Source organism: Paenibacillus sp. HGF5, from assembly GCF_000204455.1.
GTDB lineage: Bacteria > Bacillota > Bacilli > Paenibacillales > Paenibacillaceae > Paenibacillus_AQ > Paenibacillus_AQ lautus_A.
The window spans coordinates 35,678-52,775 of record NZ_AEXS01000158.1; the positions used below are offsets into that span (position 1 = coordinate 35,678).

Here is a 17,098-nt window from a genome sequence, read left to right on the forward strand (position 1 = left end):
CCCATTAATAAAACGCGTGGTCTAAGCCGTTCATTCAGGCGGCTTGACTGGACGTTATTGGCGATATGTGTGAACGGGCCGCGGCTATAAAGCGCGCCCTGTATTATAGCAACTCTATGCTAGATATCGTTATGCGTGAAAACACCGCTAACAATAGAAAAAGGTACGGCTTTCGTCGCGGCTGGCGCACCGAGCCGTACCTTAAGGTCTATCCGTTGATCAAACGCAAAATATCGTTATAGGTGACGGCAATCATTAACAGGAACAGCATCGCAAACCCGATAAAGTGAACCATGCCTTCCCTGTTCGGGTCAACCGGCTTGCCCCGTAATGCCTCGATCCCCAAGAATACGAGCCGGCTTCCATCCAGCGCCGGAATCGGCAGCAGGTTGAATATGCCCAGGTACAAGCTTAGAATGGCCGCCCAATAGGTCAGCTGTTCGATACCCTGTTTGGCGATTTGACCCGTGACCTCGAAGGTGCGCACAGGACCGCCTAAATCATCCATGGAAAACTTCTGAATCAACTGTCTGAAGCCCTGGAAAATAATATTGGTGGTGTCAACCATCGCCGTCCCGGAGCCGGTAATCGTCTCTCCAAGCCCTGCGGATCGGGTAGGAAGCTCAGGAACGATCCCGACCTTGCCGCCTTCCTGGCCCTCCATGGTCCGAGGCGTCAACGTCAAATCGAAAGATTCCTCGCCCCGACGTACGGTCCATTCCATCGGCTTGTCCTTGGAGGCCGCAATCAATTCGATCATCTTCTGATAATCGGCCCCAATCGCCGTTCCATTGATGCTCTCGATGATGTCGCCCTCTTTCAGATCCGCTTCGTCTGCTGGCATGCCTTTCGTAATCTCGCCAATCTGTACGTAGGTTGGATTCTCGACCGGTATACCGGCCATCTGAATGTGAAGGGCAAACAGCACGAAGGCCAAAATAAAGTTCATGACAGGGCCGGCAAATATCGCAAGCGCTCTTTGGCCGACGGTCTTGCTGCCGAACTGGCGGTCTCTCGGTGCGATCTGCGTCTCGACACCTTTAGCTACCGTTAATGCTTGCGGATGGATCTCGTACTGCTGAAATTCACCATCCACATCAAGCCTAACCGACAAACGGTCCACCATGTCGATAAACTGGACTTCGCCGCGAATGACATTTTTACGGTTGTCGAGTTGATCCAGATAAATCTTTTTCACTTGATTCTCTGCGTTCACTCGAACCGCAATCGTCTGACCAGGCTGAATCTCGACAAGTTCCGGATCTTCTCCGGCCATGCGGGCATATCCGCCGAACGGGAGAAGACGAAGCGTGAACTGCGTTTCATGGCGTTTATATGAGAACAGCTTAGGACCAAATCCAATCGCGAACTCGCGTACCAAGATTCCGGCACGCCGGGCAAAATAATAGTGACCCCATTCGTGCACGGTAACGATCACAAAAAACATGAGCACCGTTAAAAAAACGACCCGAACCATTTCCAATTATTTACATCCCCCTTTTCCTCTGAGAACGCAGTATGTCCCTATAGATTATCATTATTCTCCTGTCGTCCACAAGAGAATCACAAGCTGTCCGCTTTTTTTCAAGGGAGATTTCAAAAACACTTCAAAACTTATAGTCGGGAAGCTATTTCACGTGCAATCCGATCATTCTCTTCAATCGTCTCCAGCGCCGGTTCCGGCACGTTATGGTGACGATTCAGCACTTCCTCGATAATCTCTTCGATTCGCAGAAAAGAGATTTCGCCGCGGAGAAAGCGGGCGACCGCGATTTCATTGGCCGCATTGAATACCGTTGGCGCTGTACCACCCATTTTACCACATTCATAAGCGAGCCTTAAACAAGGAAAACGCTCAAGGTCCATTTCCCGGAAGTGCAGCTTTCCTGCTTCTGCCAAGGAGAGCCTTGGTGCAGGCGAAGACCACCGCTCGGGATAAGTCAGCGCATATTGAATCGGGACCCGCATGTCCGGGTTGCCGAGCTGCGCGATAATGCTGGAATCGCGGAACTCCACAAAAGAATGGATGATGCTTTCCGGGTGGAGAAGCACGGAAATATTGTCGTACGGTATGCCGTACAACCAATGCGCTTCAATGACCTCAAGCCCTTTATTGACCATGGTCGCAGAATCGATCGTGATTTTGGCTCCCATGGACCAGTTTGGATGCTTAAGCGCATCCTCCACCGTAACGTTGACCAGCTGATCGCGGGTGTAATCCCGGAACGACCCGCCGGAAGCGGTCAGCGTAATCCGTTCGATATCTTCATGCCGTTCTCCGTTCAAGCATTGGAATATGGCGGAATGCTCGCTGTCGATCGGCAAGAGCTTTACCCCTTTTGCAGCGGCTTGAGCGGTAACCAGGTGACCTGCAGTAACCAATGTTTCCTTGTTGGCAAGCCCGATCGTCTTCCCCTCGTTAATGGCCGCAAGCGTAGAAGAAAGGCCTAAACTTCCAACGACCGCAGTAACGACCAGCTCGGCGTCTGTCGCTGCCGCAATCTCGATCAGGCCTTCATGGCCATGAAACACTTCGGTTCCGGCAGGAAGATCATGCCTTATGCTGTCAGCAAGCTCTTTCGTCGCAACGGACACTTTTCGCGGAGAAAACTCCTGAACCTGCTGAAGCAGCAATTCCTTATTGCTCCCCGCAGCCAAGCCTTCAATCTGAAATTGTTCCCGGTGCATCCTCACCACATCCAAGGTTTGGGTGCCAATGGAGCCCGTGGAGCCGAGTACGCTGATCTTCTTCATGCTCATCTTTCCTTTCATCAGTAAGGCAGGAGACTCAATATATGTACAAACGGAAATACGACGATCCAACTGTCGCATCGATCCAGTATTCCTCCATGTCCCGGCAGCAGCTTGCCCGAATCCTTGATGTCATACACCCGTTTATAGGCGGATTGCACCAAGTCGCCGAGCTGGCCGATAACGGCGCAGGAAAGCCCAATCAGAACCGCATGTCCAGCCGTCAGGATTCCATCTGAGAAGAATGAAAAGAGCAGCGACGTGAACACGGCGATGATCACACCGCCGAGCGCACCCTCCACCGTTTTGTTCGGGCTTATGGAAGGCCATAATTTATGGCGCCCCATGGCGCGGCCGACAAAATACGCTCCCGCATCACTTGCCCAGATCGAGGCCAGCAGCAAAAAAGTCCAAAATACGCCATGCCCGTCGGGAGCATGCCGAGATTCGGCTATGAAGGAAAATCCGATGCCGATATAGACCGAGGCCAAAAACAATAAAGAGATCCGTTTGATATCTATCGTATTTTTCGTGGTCACCGTCGCCAGCAAAAATAAGAGCAGCAGGAGCCAAAGCACATGTTCCCATGGGATCGGAAGTTTCAGATCAAGCGGACCCCATGGAAATACAAGCAGCAGCACTCCCGCATACCCGATCCATGCCGTTCCCCCGAACGGTGCCGTATGGGTCATGCGCACAAACTCATAGTAACCGACTAGCGCCATCGCCAGAATCAGAAGATGGTACCACAGACCGCCTATGAAACATAATCCTAAAAAGACCGCTCCCGCTATAATTCCGGTAATCAATCGCTGTTTCAAAACGTTCCATCCTCCATCGGCTACGACAGTCCACCGTAGCGCCTAGTTCTTTGTTGATAATCGGCTACGGCCTCCACCAAATGGTCTTTGGTGAACTCCGGCCAATAGGCATCCGTAAACCATAACTCGCTGTACGCGAGCTGCCACAACATAAAATTGCTCAGCCGCAGCTCGCCGCTTGTGCGGATCAGTAAATCCGGATCCGGCAATTCGCCTGTGAGGAGCCGCTGGCCAATCAGTTCCTCTGTAATGTCCTCAGGACGGAGAATTCCGTCACGCACTTCCCGTCCGAGCGCCTTGACACTTTCGGTGATCTCTTTCCGGCTGCCGTAATTGAGCGCAAAGTTAAGCACAAGCCCGTCATTGCCGGCAGTTTTCGCAACAGCTTCTTCCATCGCAGACACGGTATGGGACGGAAGGTCTTCCGGATGCCCCATCATGCGGACCTGGACATTTTTCTCGATCAGCTCTTCCAGCTCAATAGCCAGAAACTCCTGCGGAAGCTTCATCAGAAAATCGACCTCATCCTTCGGACGCGTCCAGTTTTCTGTAGAGAAAGCATACATCGTCAATATTTTGATTCCCAACTCATCGGCGGCTATGGCAGCTCTTTTGACAGCCTTCATGCCATTCTGATGGCCAACGATCCGCGGCATGCCGCGCCGTTTCGCCCAACGCCCATTGCCATCCATGATGATGGCAACATGATGCGGGATGTTGTCCGGAGAGAGCTGATGCGTCTGCTGACTGTCCTCCTGATTCAACCACGATCGAACCCGTTTGATCATTCCATTTCCTCCAGGCATCTTTCTGCAAAAAAAGAGACAAACCCCACCATTGACAGGAGGGGCCACAAGTCTCTTATACTTCCATAATCTCTTTTTCTTTTGCAACGAGGACTTTGTCGACTTCTGCGATAAATTTATCCGTCGCTTTTTGGATATCTTCCTGATGTCTCCGGGACTCGTCCTCGGAAATATCCGTTTTCTCCAATTTTTTGATGTCGTCGTTGGCATCACGGCGAATGTTGCGGATGGCCACTTTCGCTTCCTCGCCGAATTTCTTCGTCATTTTCACCAGTTCGGTTCTGCGTTCTTCCGTCAGTGCAGGTACGACGAGACGAATTTGATTACCATCGTTCGCCGGTGTCAATCCGATATCCGATTTCATGATCGCTTTCTCGATATCCGCCAAGGACGACTTGTCCCAAGGCTGAATCATGAGCGTTCTGGAATCCGGCGTGCTGATGTTAGCCAGCTGATTCAGCGGAGTTTGCGCTCCGTAGTATTCCACCGTGATCCGGTCGAGGAGCGCCGGCGCTGCCCGCCCTGCGCGCAGAGTTGCCAAGTCACGTTTCAAAGACAGGATCGCTTTTTCCATGCGTTCTTCTGCATTCTTTTTCACCGATTGCGGCATTAGTCTACACTCCCTTTAACGATCGTTCCGATTTTCTCGCCCAGAACGACGCGCTTGATATTACCTTGCTCCGTAATAGCGAAGACGATGAGCGGGATGTTGTTGTCCATACATAACGATGAAGCTGTAGAGTCCATTACCCCAAGGTTTTTGTTCAATACGTCTAGATACGTCAGCTGCTCGTACTTCTCGGCAGTTTCATCCTTAAATGGATCAGCGGAGTACACTCCGTCCACCTTGTTCTTCGCCATAAGAATCACTTCTGCTTCGATTTCCGCGGCGCGAAGCGCTGCAGTCGTATCGGTGGAGAAGTATGGGTTCCCTGTTCCTGCCGCAAAAATAACGACACGGCCCTTTTCCAAATGCCGAATGGCTCTGCGGCGAATATACGGCTCTGCAATTTGCTGCATGGAGATCGAGGTTTGCACCCGGGTCGGCACATCGATTTGCTCCAAAGCATCCTGAAGGGCCAAAGAGTTCATCACCGTTGCGAGCATTCCCATATAGTCCGCTGTCGCACGGTCAATTCCGTTCGCGCTGCCGGCGATACCGCGCCAGATGTTGCCGCCGCCGCATACGATCGCGACCTCCACACCAAGCTCGACAACCTCGCGAACCTGCTCAGCGATCGATGAGATCGTCTCAGCATCAATACCATATCCATTCTGCCCTGAAAGGGATTCCCCACTGACTTTCAATATCACTCGTTTATATACAGGCTGTTCCAAATGATAACCCTCCACTTTAAGACGGCGCCTTAAGTATACGACGCCCGTTTGAAAAACGACAGACAGACACACCGGCACTGCTTGACGGTTTATAAAAATCGGGTAAAAACATCCGTCTCAAGTAGAAACTTCTGGTCGTCTAATCAAGACCTAAGTCCATTCTTTCTTGTGAGATAAGGGTAGTCTTTACTCCGAATTTATAACAATCTTATCTCTCTTATGCCTTTATATCTCTTAAAAAAGAAGGAACACAGGTGTGTTCCACTCTTTTCTATAACTTATATTAGCCTATCCGGCTTATTTATTCACCTGGGCCATAACTTCTTCTACGAAGTTGTCTTGTTTTTTCTCCAAGCCTTCGCCCAATTCGAAACGGGCAAAACGACGAATGGAGATGTTCTCGCCGATTGTGCTGATTTTTTCGTTAAGCAGCGTGCTGATCGTTTTGTCAGGATCCTTGATGAAAGGCTGCTCAAGCAAGCAATACTCTTCATAGTATTTGTTGATGCGGCCTTCAACCATTTTCTCAACGATTTTTTCAGGCTTGCCTTCGTTCAGGGCTTGGTTTTTCAAAATTTCTTTTTCTTTCTCAAGCTCGTCACTAGGTACTTCTTCACGACGAACGTATTTAGGGTTTGCAGCAGCAATATGCATTGCGATATCGCGAGCAAACTCTTTAAATTGATCCGTTTTGCCTACGAAGTCTGTTTCACAGTTGATTTCCACGAGAACGCCGATGCGTCCGCCACCGTGAATGTAAGACTCGACAACGCCTTCCGTTGCAACGCGTCCAGCTTTGTTAGCCGCTGCGGACAAGCCTTTCTCGCGAAGCACCGCGATCGCTTTTTCGATATCACCGTTTGTTTCGTCGAGCGCTTTTTTGCAATCGAGCATGCCCGCGCCTGTTCTTTCGCGAAGTTCTTTTACCGCACTAGCTGTTACTGCCATTAGAATTCCCTCCATATTGGTATGATCAAGTATGGCGGTCGGAATCTGGAAGCAGCCGTCCTTCGACGTGCTCTCCAAGAATTCCGGACCGCTTAAGTATTTGTTTCCCTTGCCCTGCCAGAAGCTGATGTTCGTAGCGCAATCCGGCCTGACATCTTAAAAAAAGGGCAGTGAGAGGTTATACACCTACCAACCACCCTTTTCATTTAATTCATGGTTTATACGTTTAATCCCGATTAAGCTGTTGTTTCTTCGCCTTGGTGAGCTTCAACAACGGCATCGGCCATTTTACCAGTCAACAATTTGACAGCGCGGATCGCGTCATCGTTACCTGGAATTACATAGTCGATTTCATCCGGATCGCAGTTCGTATCAACGATACCAACGATTGGGATACCCAATTTGCGAGCTTCCGCAACAGCGATGCGCTCTTTGCGAGGATCGATAACGAACAATGCGCTTGGAAGGCCCTTCATGTTCTTGATACCGCCCAGGAATTTCTCAAGACGATCTTTCTCTTTGCGGAGAAGGATGACTTCTTTCTTAGGCAATACTTGGAACGTGCCGTCTTCTTCCCAAGTTTCGAGCTGCTTCAAGCGGTTGATACGCTTTTGGATCGTTTCGAAGTTAGTCAGAGTTCCGCCGAGCCAACGTTGGTTGATGTAGAACATGCCGCAACGCTCTGCTTCTTCCTTCACGGAATCTTGAGCTTGTTTTTTCGTGCCGACGAACAGGATTGTACCGTTCTCACCAGCTACGCTTTTTACGAAGTTGAATGCTTCTTCAACTTTCTTGACCGTTTTTTGCAGGTCGATAATGTAGATACCGTTTCTTTCAGTGAAGATAAATTTATCCATTTTCGGGTTCCAGCGACGAGTCTGGTGACCGAAGTGAACGCCAGCTTCCAAAAGCTGTTTCATGGAAATTACTGCCATCTTCACGCACCTCCTAAGTTTGGTTTTTGTGTGTCCCTCCGCCAAGATCATTTTCCATTAAGACTCCCATTCCAGGAAGCACCCTCAACGGAATCACTCTGGCGTGTGTTTTAACACCGTCAATTACTATAACATAACCATGGGCAGGTTGCAATGTCTTTTGTGTGCATGACCAGCTCAAGCCAATCAGGGGCTTGAAGAGTAACAATAAAGAAAAAAACCACTCTCAACCGGAGTGCTAGTTGGAGGGTTTTGTTGTGATCTTTGTGATAATCGAATTGTAGCTCTCGCCGATCGTAAACGAGTACGTACCGCTCAGGATTCTGGTGTTGATTTTATTCTCGGTAGCTTTATTGATGAATGCCTGTTTGTTGTCAATGACGCCGGCATTCAAAAGGCTGTTTGCTACATCGCTGAGATTGTTTCCGGATGGAATCTTTACTTGAATAGACGCTTTAGCCGGTGTTTTCGGCTTGGCCGGATTCGTTACCTGGGAAGAAGCTTCCTGTTTCTTCTGCGCGTCCGTTTCAGGTTTCTCCGGGCTCTCCGGTTTCTCCGGCGCCTCAGGCTTCGTCGCTTCAGGCTTATCGACCGGTTCGGCACCTTCGGACTCGCCTTCTCCCTCGCCCAGCCTCTTCTCTTCCCACTGCTCCGCCGTCATCAGCTCGTCCGTACCTTCGACGACCTGCATATCCAAAGCCTCTGCTGCAGCCACCAGTTGCTCCTTCGTTAACTCCTTTGTCTCCGAAGCGGTTGCCCCTTGGCCGATCCACATCAGCTGCAGCAGCACAGCGGCGATCACCAGACCGCTCCCGAGGCCCATCATAAACATTCGGTTCTTGATCACACGGATTCCTCCTGTTTGGCCAACTGGATAATGAGTTGAACTTCGCCTCGCTGAAGTCCCGTGGACTTGGCTATCATATCGATAGATTTGCCTTGTTCATATAAATCAAACAGTTCCGCGTATCTGGATTTGATGGAATGGACCGGAGGGGCATGATCCGCCTCCGATGACGCTGCAGCCGCTTCTGCAGACAAAGAAGCCGCCGCAGCTGCCTGCGCCAGCTTCTCTTCAGCCGTTCGAAGACGCGTTTGCGATTCGGTCATTTTCTGCTCCATGGCCAGCATGCGCTGCCGCAAATCGCTGACCTGCTCCTGATGCGCTTGCTGCTTGGCATCAAGTTCTTTCTTCATTTGACTAACCAGCTCGACCAACTGCTCGTTCTCGTTCTGGATTTCCGCCATGTATCCTTCAAGCGTGTTCTCGACTTCCTTTACAACCCGCTCGCTGGACACGGTCTCTTCCCGGCGTTTCGGCAGCATGAAAGCATACAGCACGGCCGCAATGCCTAGCAGCACGATATATATCCACGGTTTCAAATCCATTAACTCCTTTGTGCCTATAAATTATCTAGAGCGAAATATCGAAATTTTTGCCTTTATAGGGGTGCTCCGCCGGCTGTTCCAAAGTCTCGCCCGCTTCTGCAGACCCCCGCCCTTGCTGCTGGCCTGAGGACTGGCGGCTCCCGTCATCCCGCACGGCTGTTTCGGCCGTCTCGCTCACTTCCGTGCTTCGCTGGGCTTCGGCCCGGCTGTTCTTGGTTTGTTCACCTGCTAACAGCATCTGTTCGTTCTGCGGCCGCTGCTGGAATTCGTTATGAACCTTGCCCGCTTCATTGGTTCTCGGGACCGCAATTTGCATCTCAACCGATTTTAAACTCAATGGAATCACCTCATGGTATAGGGATCATGTCCGCAAGCATTGTAATTGTCTTTCATTCCTACAACAACGGAACCATGGTGATATCTCCTTCATGATAGTAAAAAGAGACCCGCTGCGTGGGATCCTTAACAAATCGGGTGTACCGCCCGATAACGATTTTGGCGCCGCCGTAGATCGTCTTTACCACATTCACTCTAGCTTTGCCGGTATCCTCCAGCATCTTCTCGATTTCCAGCATGCGTTCCTTAATGTCGGCTTGCTCTGCCATGTTGGATTTTTTGGTCGCATTCAGCTTGATTCGCAGCGCCAGCTTGTCCGGCGACAATTGTCCGGAGGAAGCCAACTGGTTCAAGAGATAAAGCGCTTTATCGGTTTTGTCCATGCTCTCTAACGAAAGCTTCAATTGGGCCCTTAAATCCGCCAGTTCATTCCGCAGCTCGGGAAGAACGCCCACTTCAATGACGGTAGCCGTCGACATGCTGTTTCCGATCGTGCGCGCAACGACCTTTTCCCCGGCTTGCAGAATGCCGCCCACCACGAGCCCTTTCATCCCGTTGCATTCGATATTCTGGACGGCCCGTATATTGGAATGCATGATGCTCTGCGACACGAATACGCTGGCGCCCGCAACGACGTTGCCATCCTGAATGAACGAGCTTTTGACGTCCTGGCCCGCCTTAACATAACCCTTGTTATAACCGATGATCCCGCCTGATATATCAATGGATCCTTCAGCCTCCAGCTCGGCACCTTCCACAAAGCCCGTGACTCGAATGTCCCCTGCCGCCTTGATTTTGAACCCGGTCAGCACATTCCCGCGAATGACCACCGTACCGACAAAATCGATATTGCCAATGCTGTAATCCACGTCCCCGTTAATTTCATATACCGGGAACACATTGATTTTGCCTTTTTCGGTTTTGGTGAGCAGTCCGTCAAGCGCGGCATACATGGCGCTTTTCTCGGCGTTGACCACCACGTTCTTTCCCACCTTGAAATGTGCTTCCTTTCCCGGCTTGCTCGGTATCTCTTCACCGGTGACCGCGGTTCCAGGCACACCCTTCGTAGGCGGGATTCGGGTAGCCAGCAGCTGCCCCTTCTTTACATTATTTAAACGAATCACTTCTTTGTAGTCCACTTTGCCGTCCTCGTCCTCCAGCGGCTTCAGATTCGTCTCATTCCCGAAATCAACGGTAAATTGAATCTTACCGTTCTGTCCGTGCGTCGGTTCCGTTCCCATGGCAATCGGCGTTTTGCTATATTGATATTCCTCCCCATGGTCCGCAATTCGCCGCAAGGTATCATATTGAATGCCATACCGAATCTGATGGCTTCTGAGAAACTGTTCAAGAGCCTCGACGGAGCAAGAAAAATCCTTCTCCCACTTGGTGAACTGTATATAGGCGACGACCTTGTCATCCGATAGCGAAACGCTAAAGTATTGATCCAATGCATAATCTACAGACAATCCAGGAACCCCCTTCATAAATGGCAAGCGTCAATCGTTTTGCATCAGCAAATCCCGATCTTTATCGAGCGCGCCCCGAAGTCTCAAAATCGCTTTGGAATGAAGCTGAGATATTCGTGAAGGTGATAGCGACATCACTTCAGCTATTTCGCTGAGTGATAAATCCTCATAATATAATAAGGAAACTACGGTCCGCTCTTTCGGGGTTAATTTACCGATACCCTTCATCAGGGCTTCTCGCAGATAAAATTCATGGACCTTGTGATCCGGATTCTTCGCTTTCTCATCAACCAGGAGCGACATTCGGGTCTCAGACTCCTCCTCGCGGATCGGATCTTCCAAAGATGTCAATGTCATGACCGCCACTTCCTGCAGCATGTGCCGGAACTCCTTCTCGGTCACGTCAAGGTAATCGCTCATCTCGGAATCACTGACGCTGCGTAAATACTTCTGTTCCAACTGCTGATATGCAGTTTCAATCTTCTTCGCCTTCTCACGGACAGAACGCGGTACCCAATCCCCTTGGCGCAGCGAATCCAGAATAGCACCCCGCACCCGCCAAGAGGCATAGGTTTCGAATTGCAGCCCTCGTTTGTAATCGAACTTCTCGATGGCGTCAATCAGACCCATTACCCCATTGCTGGCCAAATCTCCCTTAGAAACGTTCTTCGGAAGACCGATGGCCAATCGGCTTGAAACATAGTCAACGATGTGCAAATGATATTCGATAAGTTTCTTCTTCGCTTCATGGTCTCCATCTTCCTTCCATGCGCTCCATAAATCCGCATGGTTAAGGACGGAAGTTTTACGTTCGTCCAATTGCCTTCACCCTCCTTATTTTTCCGTAAGGTGACGAACGGCCTTGGCCAGTTCTTCAGGATCTTTCGTTGAAACCAGCTTAGGAGGATTCAGCGGTACAAAGTCTCCATTCTCTTTGCTGCTGGATTCGGCATGGATCAAATCCATCAATTCCCGATCCTCATCAGGCGTGGATAAGTCAAGAACGGTTCCTCGGTCCTGCTCCCGCTGCGAGCCTGCGTCCCCTTTTTCGGCTGCTCGCGGCCCCGTAATGGCAGCAAACATCCAATTCAGCAGGAACGCCAGAAGAAACCAGATCGCGCATGCAATCAGCGCCCGATACATGCTAGTCATCCACAAATTGTTACGTATGGAGAAAATAAATGTGAACACAAACCCGGCAATTCCGGTAATCAGATAAAAACGGAGTTTTCCCATCATCGCTACAATTCCTTTATGCCCTTTTGTACGCTTCGTATTGTAAACTTACCCGTTGCGCAGTCCAACTCAACGGTTCTCCCGTAATTTCCTCCGGTGTCCTCGGCAATCAGCATGATTCCCATCTGCTCGAGTCCCGCTTTGCATGACTCCACATTCCGGGGACCGATGCGCATCGTATCGCCCGAACCCGCAAAAGCAAACATCTGAGCCCCTCCGGCCATTTTGGCTACCATCCGTGCCGGAGACGCCCCCAAATTCCTCATCTTGTTCAGCAGGATCGGAAGAGCCGTATCGGCGTATTTCGCCAGATTCAGCTGCCCCTCCCTGGCAATCGCCGAGGATGGCAGCATGACATGCGCCATGCCGCCAATCTTCGTGACCGGATCATATAACGTCAGTCCTACGCATGAGCCGAGTCCCGTTGTACGCAATATACCGTTCGGACCTGCGACGTTCAGATCCGCCATGGCTACTTTCACTATTGCTTGTTCTTCAATCATGCTCCAAAGGCACTCCCAAAGCTTCGAATATTTGAGCAAATGATTGTGGATCAGGTATGAGGAAGAATTGGCCTTCCACCTCGTTTTGCCCTTCCAGGAACGTCGTGTTGATTAAGAGGGCATCGTCTCCCATTTCTCCGAACTGCAGCAATCCATAACTTAGGATGGCACCTGCCATATCCATTGCCAATGCCGGCACCGTGGGTGTCATGGACAGATTCGTGAAGTCAGCGAGCGACGATAAGTACGAGCCTGACAAAATATTTCCGATCTCGCATAAGGCGGACTGCTCCATCTCGGAGAATGGCTCCTCCTCCGATACTTCAATGCCCGCCAGATTCAGCAGAAGGTTCTTCCCGGCTTCCGGACTCATAATAAAGAAGAGATTCCCCGGAGCGCTTCCTTCAACCCGTAAAAATACGGCAAGAACGAGCTGTTCGCTCCCCCCGACGCTTTCGGCAATCTGTTCGAACGGCAGGAGTTGAACCTTAGGAACCGCCATATCAATAGGCTTGTTAAGCAAACGGGAGAGGGCGGTTGCCGCATTGCCCGCTCCGATGTTTCCCACTTCCTTCAAAACATCCATTTTGATTTCTTTGCCATGCTTAAACAGCTCCACTGTCTACTCCTCAAGGCCTTCCAGCTGAATAATCTCACTCTTGTTCAACACTTCGGACAAATTCAGCATGACGAGAAGGCGCTCCTCTCCTACCTTCGCGACACCGCGAAGATATTTCGCTTTGATTCCGCCGACAACCTCAGGTGGAGAGTCAATGCTGTCCGTATTCAGATCGATGACATCACTTGCCGAATCCACGATAAAGCCAACCTGCATATCATTGACTGCCACGATAATAACCCGTGTTTGATCGGTAGCTTCAACCTCTTCCAGACCGAATCGGCCGCGCAGATTGATCACTGGGATGACGACGCCTCGCAGGTTGATTACCCCTTTTACGAAAGCAAAGGTTTTGGGAACGCGCGTAATGGGCATCATTCTTTCGATGGTTTGAACCTTGTCCACCTCGATGCCGTATTCTTCCTCGCCAAGTCTAAAGACGATAACCTTGATTTCTTCTCCCATGAATAAGTCCTCCTTCAGAATGTGTGGCCTGCCGTGCTTGATAGCAACCCATTATTTGATAAATGCATTTGCGTCGATGATAAGAGCCACTTGTCCATCTCCAAGAATGGTAGCGCCGGATACCCCTTGTATGGCAGGCAGATATTTGCCCAGGTTTTTAATGACGATTTCACTCTGTCCGATAAAATCATCAATGGTGAGCGCAGCCAAACGATCCCCTTTGCGGATCACAACAATCTCCGTTTCCTCTTCCCGCTCCTCATCAAAATCCGGAACTTCAAACAAACGGCTAAGCGAGATCACCGGTATCATCGACTCCCGGAACTGAATCATGCGGCTTCCGTGCACATGCTTGATCTGCCCGCGCTTGATGATGCCCGTTTCAACGATGGAGGACAACGGAATCGCATATTTCTCCGATCCCATCCGGATCAGCATGGCTGCAATGATGGACAGCGTTAATGGAAGCTGAACCGAAAAATTGGTGCCTTTTCCCGGAGTGGAGTAGATCGTGACGTTACCGCCCAAGGCAACAATCTTCGATTTAACGACGTCGAGTCCTACGCCGCGGCCGGATACATCCGAAATTTTCTCGGCGGTGCTGAATCCGGGAGCGAACAGCAGCTGATTCACCTCGTCATCTGTCATGGACGCTGCCTCAGCTTCCGTGACGACGCCTTTGGCCAGCGCATTCTTCAAAATTTTATCGCGGTAGATGCCGCGCCCGTCGTCTTCAATCTCGATGAACACATTGTTGCCGCTATGGAACGCGCGCAGGTGCACGGTACCGGTCTCCGGTTTACCGGCTGCTATGCGGTCGGCAACAGGTTCGACGCCATGGTCAGCCGAGTTTCGCAGCAAGTGGACCAGAGGGTCGCCGATCTCGTCGATTACCGTGCGGTCCAGCTCCGTGTCGGCCCCGGTAATAATCAAGTCGATCTTCTTGTCCAATGTTTTGGCAAGGTCCCGCACCATCCTTGGAAAACGGTTGAACACCGTATCCACAGGCACCATGCGCAGCTTCAGGACGATATTCTGCAAATCGCTGCTTACGCGGCTCATATGCTCAACCGTGTCCGTCAGCTCCTGGTTTTTGGACTCGCTGGCCAGCTGCTCCAGGCGCACCCGGTCAATCAGAAGCTCGCTAAACAGATTCATCAATACATCCAGCCGTTCAATATCAACCCGGATCGTTCTAGAAGGATTGCCTCCCCCCGCATTACGCGCAGGCGCCTTGGATTCTTTGGCAGGCGCCGGAGCGCTTTTGGCTTCCGGTGAACCCCCGGCCGCCGGAGCTGCCGTAGGAGCTTCGGGCTTCACCGCTTCGGCTGTAGCCGCGCTCTCCTGAACCATTTGCTGCAAGGATTCATGATCGAGCGCCACCACCGTCGCAGCTTCAATCTCTGAAACGCCCAGAATCTGGCTTTCAATATCTTGCGTTTCTCTTTGCGTTATGTAATACAACGAAAATACGCGATCGAATTCACCTTGTTCAATCTCTTGAACGTCCGGATAGGTCTTGACGATTTCACCGGATCTCTCCAGCGTTTCGAATACCATGTAGGCCCGAACCGCCTTGAGTTGGCAATCCTCTCGCAATGTCACTTGGATATATAGAACCTGATGACCTTCTGAAATCGATTGATCCAGCACGGAAAATTGAAACTCATCCAATTCGATTCCCTGAACGGCCACAGCGGCGTTATTCCCTTCGACAGATCCCCCGTTAGTCGAGGCGCCTTCTCCGCGCACAATGGACTGCAAGGAGGCTACAATGGCGGACACGTCCGCCTTTCCGTCGCCGCCTTCGGTAATATCCTGCACCATCGATTCAAGAGCGTCCAAGCTTTTGAAGAGCGTGTCAAAGATAAAATCCTGCATCTTAAGCTTTTCGTTCCGGACAAGATCCAGTACGTTTTCCATCTGGTGGGTAAGAGAAGCCAGATCTTCAAATCCCATCGTTGCCGCCATGCCTTTCAACGTATGAGCCGATCGGAAAATAATCTGTACGATCCCGATATCGTCCGGGTTGCTTTCTAATTGAAGCATGTTTTCATTTAATGATTGCAGATGATCATTTGACTCATCAATAAACATTGTCAAATATTGATTCATGTCCATTGAGAGACACCTCCTCTTCAAGTTCACTTTCCGTTATTTACAGCTTGAACCATCCTCGGTGCAATTTCATGAAGCGGCAAAACGTGGCTTACGCATCCCAGCTCGACGGCAGATCTCGGCATCCCGTATACGACGCAGGTTTGCTCGCTCTCGGCGAAGGTGGATGTCACGCCGGCATCGTAAAGCTCCTTCATCATTCTCGCTCCATCGCTCCCCATGCCGGTCATCAGAACGGCATGCCGCTTGACCGAGGTCAACGGCAGCAGGGATTCGAACAGCACATCCACCGACGGGCGATGGCCGTTGCGGGTCTCATCCTGGCTTATCCTGATTTGGTACGCACCGCCTTCCGAACGATGAACCCTCATGTGGCTGCCGCCCGGGGCAATGTATGCCTTGCCCGGCTCCAATACCATGCCGTGTTCTGCTTCCATGACCTCCAGCTGACTGAATGAATTCAGGCGCTGGGCAAGCGATTTGGTGAAATTCGGCGGCATATGCTGAACGATGACGATCGGGGCATGGAAGTCGCCGGGAATTTGCTCGAGAAAAGCTTTCAATGCTCTTGGGCCACCCGTTGAGCAGCCGACCGCCACCAAATCTTTCAGATCGGTTGACGGCTGGGCATTTGCCTCTCTCGGCGGGCGGCTCTCGTTCTTGGGAAGCACGGCTGGCGCCGACTCCGCTTCAGGTTTGCGTTCAACCCGTTTTCGCTTGAAACCGGAAAGCTCCGGTACGTCCGGGAGAGCCGCCTTCTCCCCGACCGAGCGGGATACCGGCATGCGAAGCGGTTCAGCCGGCTTGCCGCGCTGATCCGTTCCTTTGGCCGCCGGTCTCGTTTCTTTCACCTGCGGCTTCTTTTTCGGCGTCGTCTCAGAAGGCTTTGGCGAAAGAGGAAGCGTGATGTCCGCACTCCGCCGTCTCTGCTCTTCTTCTTCCCACAAGGCCCTCCGCTGTTTAGCCTGCATCGCCGCATTCAGCTGCTTCATCAATTCGGAACGCACCTGCTCAATATCAAGCGCATTCGATATGGAAGGCTTTCGTATAAAATCAAATGCTCCTGCCTCGAGGGCAAGAATGGTCTCCCTCATGCCTTGTTCATTAAGGCCGGATAACATGATAACCGGACGGGGTCCCGCATCCATAATGAGCTTCAAAGCATCCAGCCCGTTCATTTCCGGCATTTCTACATCCAGCGTAATAACGTCAGGATTCAGTTCCTTTACTTTCTCAACGGCGTCAAGCCCGTTCTCGGCTGTCCCGACAACCTGGAAAGACTTGTCGCGCTCGATGAAATCGGAAAAGATTTTCCTCATAAATGCGGAATCGTCCACGACGAGCACACGAAAAGGCTTCATAGA

Annotated in this window: 19 protein-coding genes; all 19 read right to left on the bottom strand. The window is 51.1% G+C overall.

Annotated features, from left to right (window positions below; translation table 11 throughout):
* Positions 1-208: 208 nt before the first annotated feature.
* The 19 genes from rseP to HMPREF9412_RS25670 all read right to left on the bottom strand — a co-directional run bounded on the left by rseP (position 209) and on the right by HMPREF9412_RS25670 (position 17,095).
* Positions 209-1,477 carry an RIP metalloprotease RseP gene (gene rseP / locus HMPREF9412_RS25580; RefSeq protein ID WP_397359625.1) on the bottom strand — a complete coding sequence of 423 codons (1,269 nt, stop codon included), beginning with the start codon at positions 1,475-1,477 and terminating at the stop codon, positions 209-211.
* Between the two features lie 137 nt (positions 1,478-1,614).
* Positions 1,615-2,754, bottom strand: coding sequence for a 1-deoxy-D-xylulose-5-phosphate reductoisomerase (locus tag HMPREF9412_RS25585; protein ID WP_036673611.1), 1,140 nt, complete (start codon positions 2,752-2,754; stop codon positions 1,615-1,617).
* Between the two features lie 17 nt (positions 2,755-2,771).
* Positions 2,772-3,572, bottom strand: coding sequence for a phosphatidate cytidylyltransferase (locus HMPREF9412_RS25590; RefSeq protein WP_009594697.1), 801 nt, complete (start codon positions 3,570-3,572; stop codon positions 2,772-2,774).
* Between the two features lie 20 nt (positions 3,573-3,592).
* A complete protein-coding gene (locus HMPREF9412_RS25595) occupies positions 3,593-4,360 on the bottom strand; it encodes an isoprenyl transferase (RefSeq protein ID WP_009594721.1) in 768 nt (255 codons plus the stop codon).
* A gap of 73 nt (positions 4,361-4,433) precedes the next feature.
* Positions 4,434-4,988 carry a ribosome recycling factor gene (frr, locus tag HMPREF9412_RS25600; RefSeq protein ID WP_009594750.1) on the bottom strand — a complete coding sequence of 185 codons (555 nt, stop codon included), beginning with the start codon at positions 4,986-4,988 and terminating at the stop codon, positions 4,434-4,436.
* A complete protein-coding gene (gene pyrH / locus HMPREF9412_RS25605; protein WP_006211297.1) occupies positions 4,988-5,716 on the bottom strand; it encodes a UMP kinase in 729 nt (242 codons plus the stop codon). Before pyrH ends, frr begins: the two co-directional genes overlap by 1 nt.
* A gap of 297 nt (positions 5,717-6,013) precedes the next feature.
* On the bottom strand, positions 6,014-6,664 hold the full coding sequence (gene tsf, locus HMPREF9412_RS25610; protein ID WP_009594741.1) for a translation elongation factor Ts: 651 nt from the start codon (positions 6,662-6,664) through the stop codon (positions 6,014-6,016).
* A gap of 236 nt (positions 6,665-6,900) precedes the next feature.
* Positions 6,901-7,599, bottom strand: a complete 699-nt coding sequence (gene rpsB / locus HMPREF9412_RS25615; RefSeq protein ID WP_009594753.1) for a 30S ribosomal protein S2 — start codon at positions 7,597-7,599, stop codon at positions 6,901-6,903.
* A gap of 238 nt (positions 7,600-7,837) precedes the next feature.
* Positions 7,838-8,446, bottom strand: coding sequence for an endolytic transglycosylase MltG (locus HMPREF9412_RS25620; protein ID WP_009594769.1), 609 nt, complete (start codon positions 8,444-8,446; stop codon positions 7,838-7,840).
* Positions 8,443-8,988 (bottom strand): DUF6115 domain-containing protein, encoded by a 546-nt coding sequence (locus tag HMPREF9412_RS25625; RefSeq protein WP_009594748.1) that lies wholly within the window; start codon positions 8,986-8,988, stop codon positions 8,443-8,445. Before HMPREF9412_RS25625 ends, HMPREF9412_RS25620 begins: the two co-directional genes overlap by 4 nt.
* A 25-nt stretch (positions 8,989-9,013) precedes the next feature.
* Entirely contained in the window at positions 9,014-9,325 is a 312-nt protein-coding gene (locus tag HMPREF9412_RS25630; protein ID WP_009594708.1) for a hypothetical protein, read from the bottom strand.
* Between the two features lie 58 nt (positions 9,326-9,383).
* Complete coding sequence (locus HMPREF9412_RS25635; protein ID WP_009594724.1) at positions 9,384-10,793, bottom strand: DUF342 domain-containing protein; 1,410 nt, start codon at positions 10,791-10,793, stop codon at positions 9,384-9,386.
* A gap of 30 nt (positions 10,794-10,823) precedes the next feature.
* Entirely contained in the window at positions 10,824-11,612 is a 789-nt protein-coding gene (locus HMPREF9412_RS25640; RefSeq protein ID WP_009594718.1) for a FliA/WhiG family RNA polymerase sigma factor, read from the bottom strand.
* 15 nt (positions 11,613-11,627) lie between these two features.
* Positions 11,628-12,032 carry a hypothetical protein gene (locus tag HMPREF9412_RS25645; RefSeq protein ID WP_009594747.1) on the bottom strand — a complete coding sequence of 135 codons (405 nt, stop codon included), beginning with the start codon at positions 12,030-12,032 and terminating at the stop codon, positions 11,628-11,630.
* 2 nt (positions 12,033-12,034) lie between these two features.
* Positions 12,035-12,532 carry a chemotaxis protein CheD gene (locus tag HMPREF9412_RS25650; protein WP_009594690.1) on the bottom strand — a complete coding sequence of 166 codons (498 nt, stop codon included), beginning with the start codon at positions 12,530-12,532 and terminating at the stop codon, positions 12,035-12,037.
* On the bottom strand, positions 12,525-13,118 hold the full coding sequence (locus HMPREF9412_RS25655; protein ID WP_285857496.1) for a chemotaxis protein CheC: 594 nt from the start codon (positions 13,116-13,118) through the stop codon (positions 12,525-12,527). Before HMPREF9412_RS25655 ends, HMPREF9412_RS25650 begins: the two co-directional genes overlap by 8 nt.
* Before the next feature lie 36 nt (positions 13,119-13,154).
* Positions 13,155-13,616, bottom strand: a complete 462-nt coding sequence (locus HMPREF9412_RS25660) for a chemotaxis protein CheW (RefSeq protein ID WP_009594767.1) — start codon at positions 13,614-13,616, stop codon at positions 13,155-13,157.
* Between the two features lie 51 nt (positions 13,617-13,667).
* Positions 13,668-15,737 (bottom strand): chemotaxis protein CheA, encoded by a 2,070-nt coding sequence (locus HMPREF9412_RS25665; protein ID WP_009594704.1) that lies wholly within the window; start codon positions 15,735-15,737, stop codon positions 13,668-13,670.
* 23 nt (positions 15,738-15,760) lie between these two features.
* Positions 15,761-17,095 (bottom strand): protein-glutamate methylesterase/protein-glutamine glutaminase, encoded by a 1,335-nt coding sequence (locus HMPREF9412_RS25670; protein ID WP_009594752.1) that lies wholly within the window; start codon positions 17,093-17,095, stop codon positions 15,761-15,763.
* Positions 17,096-17,098 lie beyond the last annotated feature (3 nt).

Excerpts from the sequence above, each read along its gene's own strand:
- HMPREF9412_RS25625 (WP_009594748.1), bottom strand. The coding sequence starts at position 8,988 with ATGGATTTGAAACCGTGGATATATATCGTGCTGCTAGGCATTGCGGCC.
- HMPREF9412_RS25650 (WP_009594690.1), bottom strand. The coding sequence starts at position 12,532 with ATGATTGAAGAACAAGCAATAGTGAAAGTAGCCATGGCGGATCTGAAC.
- HMPREF9412_RS25670 (WP_009594752.1), bottom strand. The coding sequence starts at position 17,095 with ATGAAGCCTTTTCGTGTGCTCGTCGTGGACGATTCCGCATTTATGAGG.
- tsf (WP_009594741.1), bottom strand. The coding sequence starts at position 6,664 with ATGGCAGTAACAGCTAGTGCGGTAAAAGAACTTCGCGAAAGAACAGGC.
- HMPREF9412_RS25595 (WP_009594721.1), bottom strand. The coding sequence starts at position 4,360 with ATGATCAAACGGGTTCGATCGTGGTTGAATCAGGAGGACAGTCAGCAG.
- rseP (WP_397359625.1), bottom strand. The coding sequence starts at position 1,477 with ATGGTTCGGGTCGTTTTTTTAACGGTGCTCATGTTTTTTGTGATCGTT.
- HMPREF9412_RS25585 (WP_036673611.1), bottom strand. The coding sequence starts at position 2,754 with ATGAAGAAGATCAGCGTACTCGGCTCCACGGGCTCCATTGGCACCCAA.
- frr (WP_009594750.1), bottom strand. The coding sequence starts at position 4,988 with ATGCCGCAATCGGTGAAAAAGAATGCAGAAGAACGCATGGAAAAAGCG.
- HMPREF9412_RS25645 (WP_009594747.1), bottom strand. The coding sequence starts at position 12,032 with ATGATGGGAAAACTCCGTTTTTATCTGATTACCGGAATTGCCGGGTTT.
- HMPREF9412_RS25660 (WP_009594767.1), bottom strand. The coding sequence starts at position 13,616 with ATGGGAGAAGAAATCAAGGTTATCGTCTTTAGACTTGGCGAGGAAGAA.
- rpsB (WP_009594753.1), bottom strand. The coding sequence starts at position 7,599 with ATGGCAGTAATTTCCATGAAACAGCTTTTGGAAGCTGGCGTTCACTTC.
- HMPREF9412_RS25655 (WP_285857496.1), bottom strand. The coding sequence starts at position 13,118 with ATGGATGTTTTGAAGGAAGTGGGAAACATCGGAGCGGGCAATGCGGCA.
- HMPREF9412_RS25665 (WP_009594704.1), bottom strand. The coding sequence starts at position 15,737 with ATGGACATGAATCAATATTTGACAATGTTTATTGATGAGTCAAATGAT.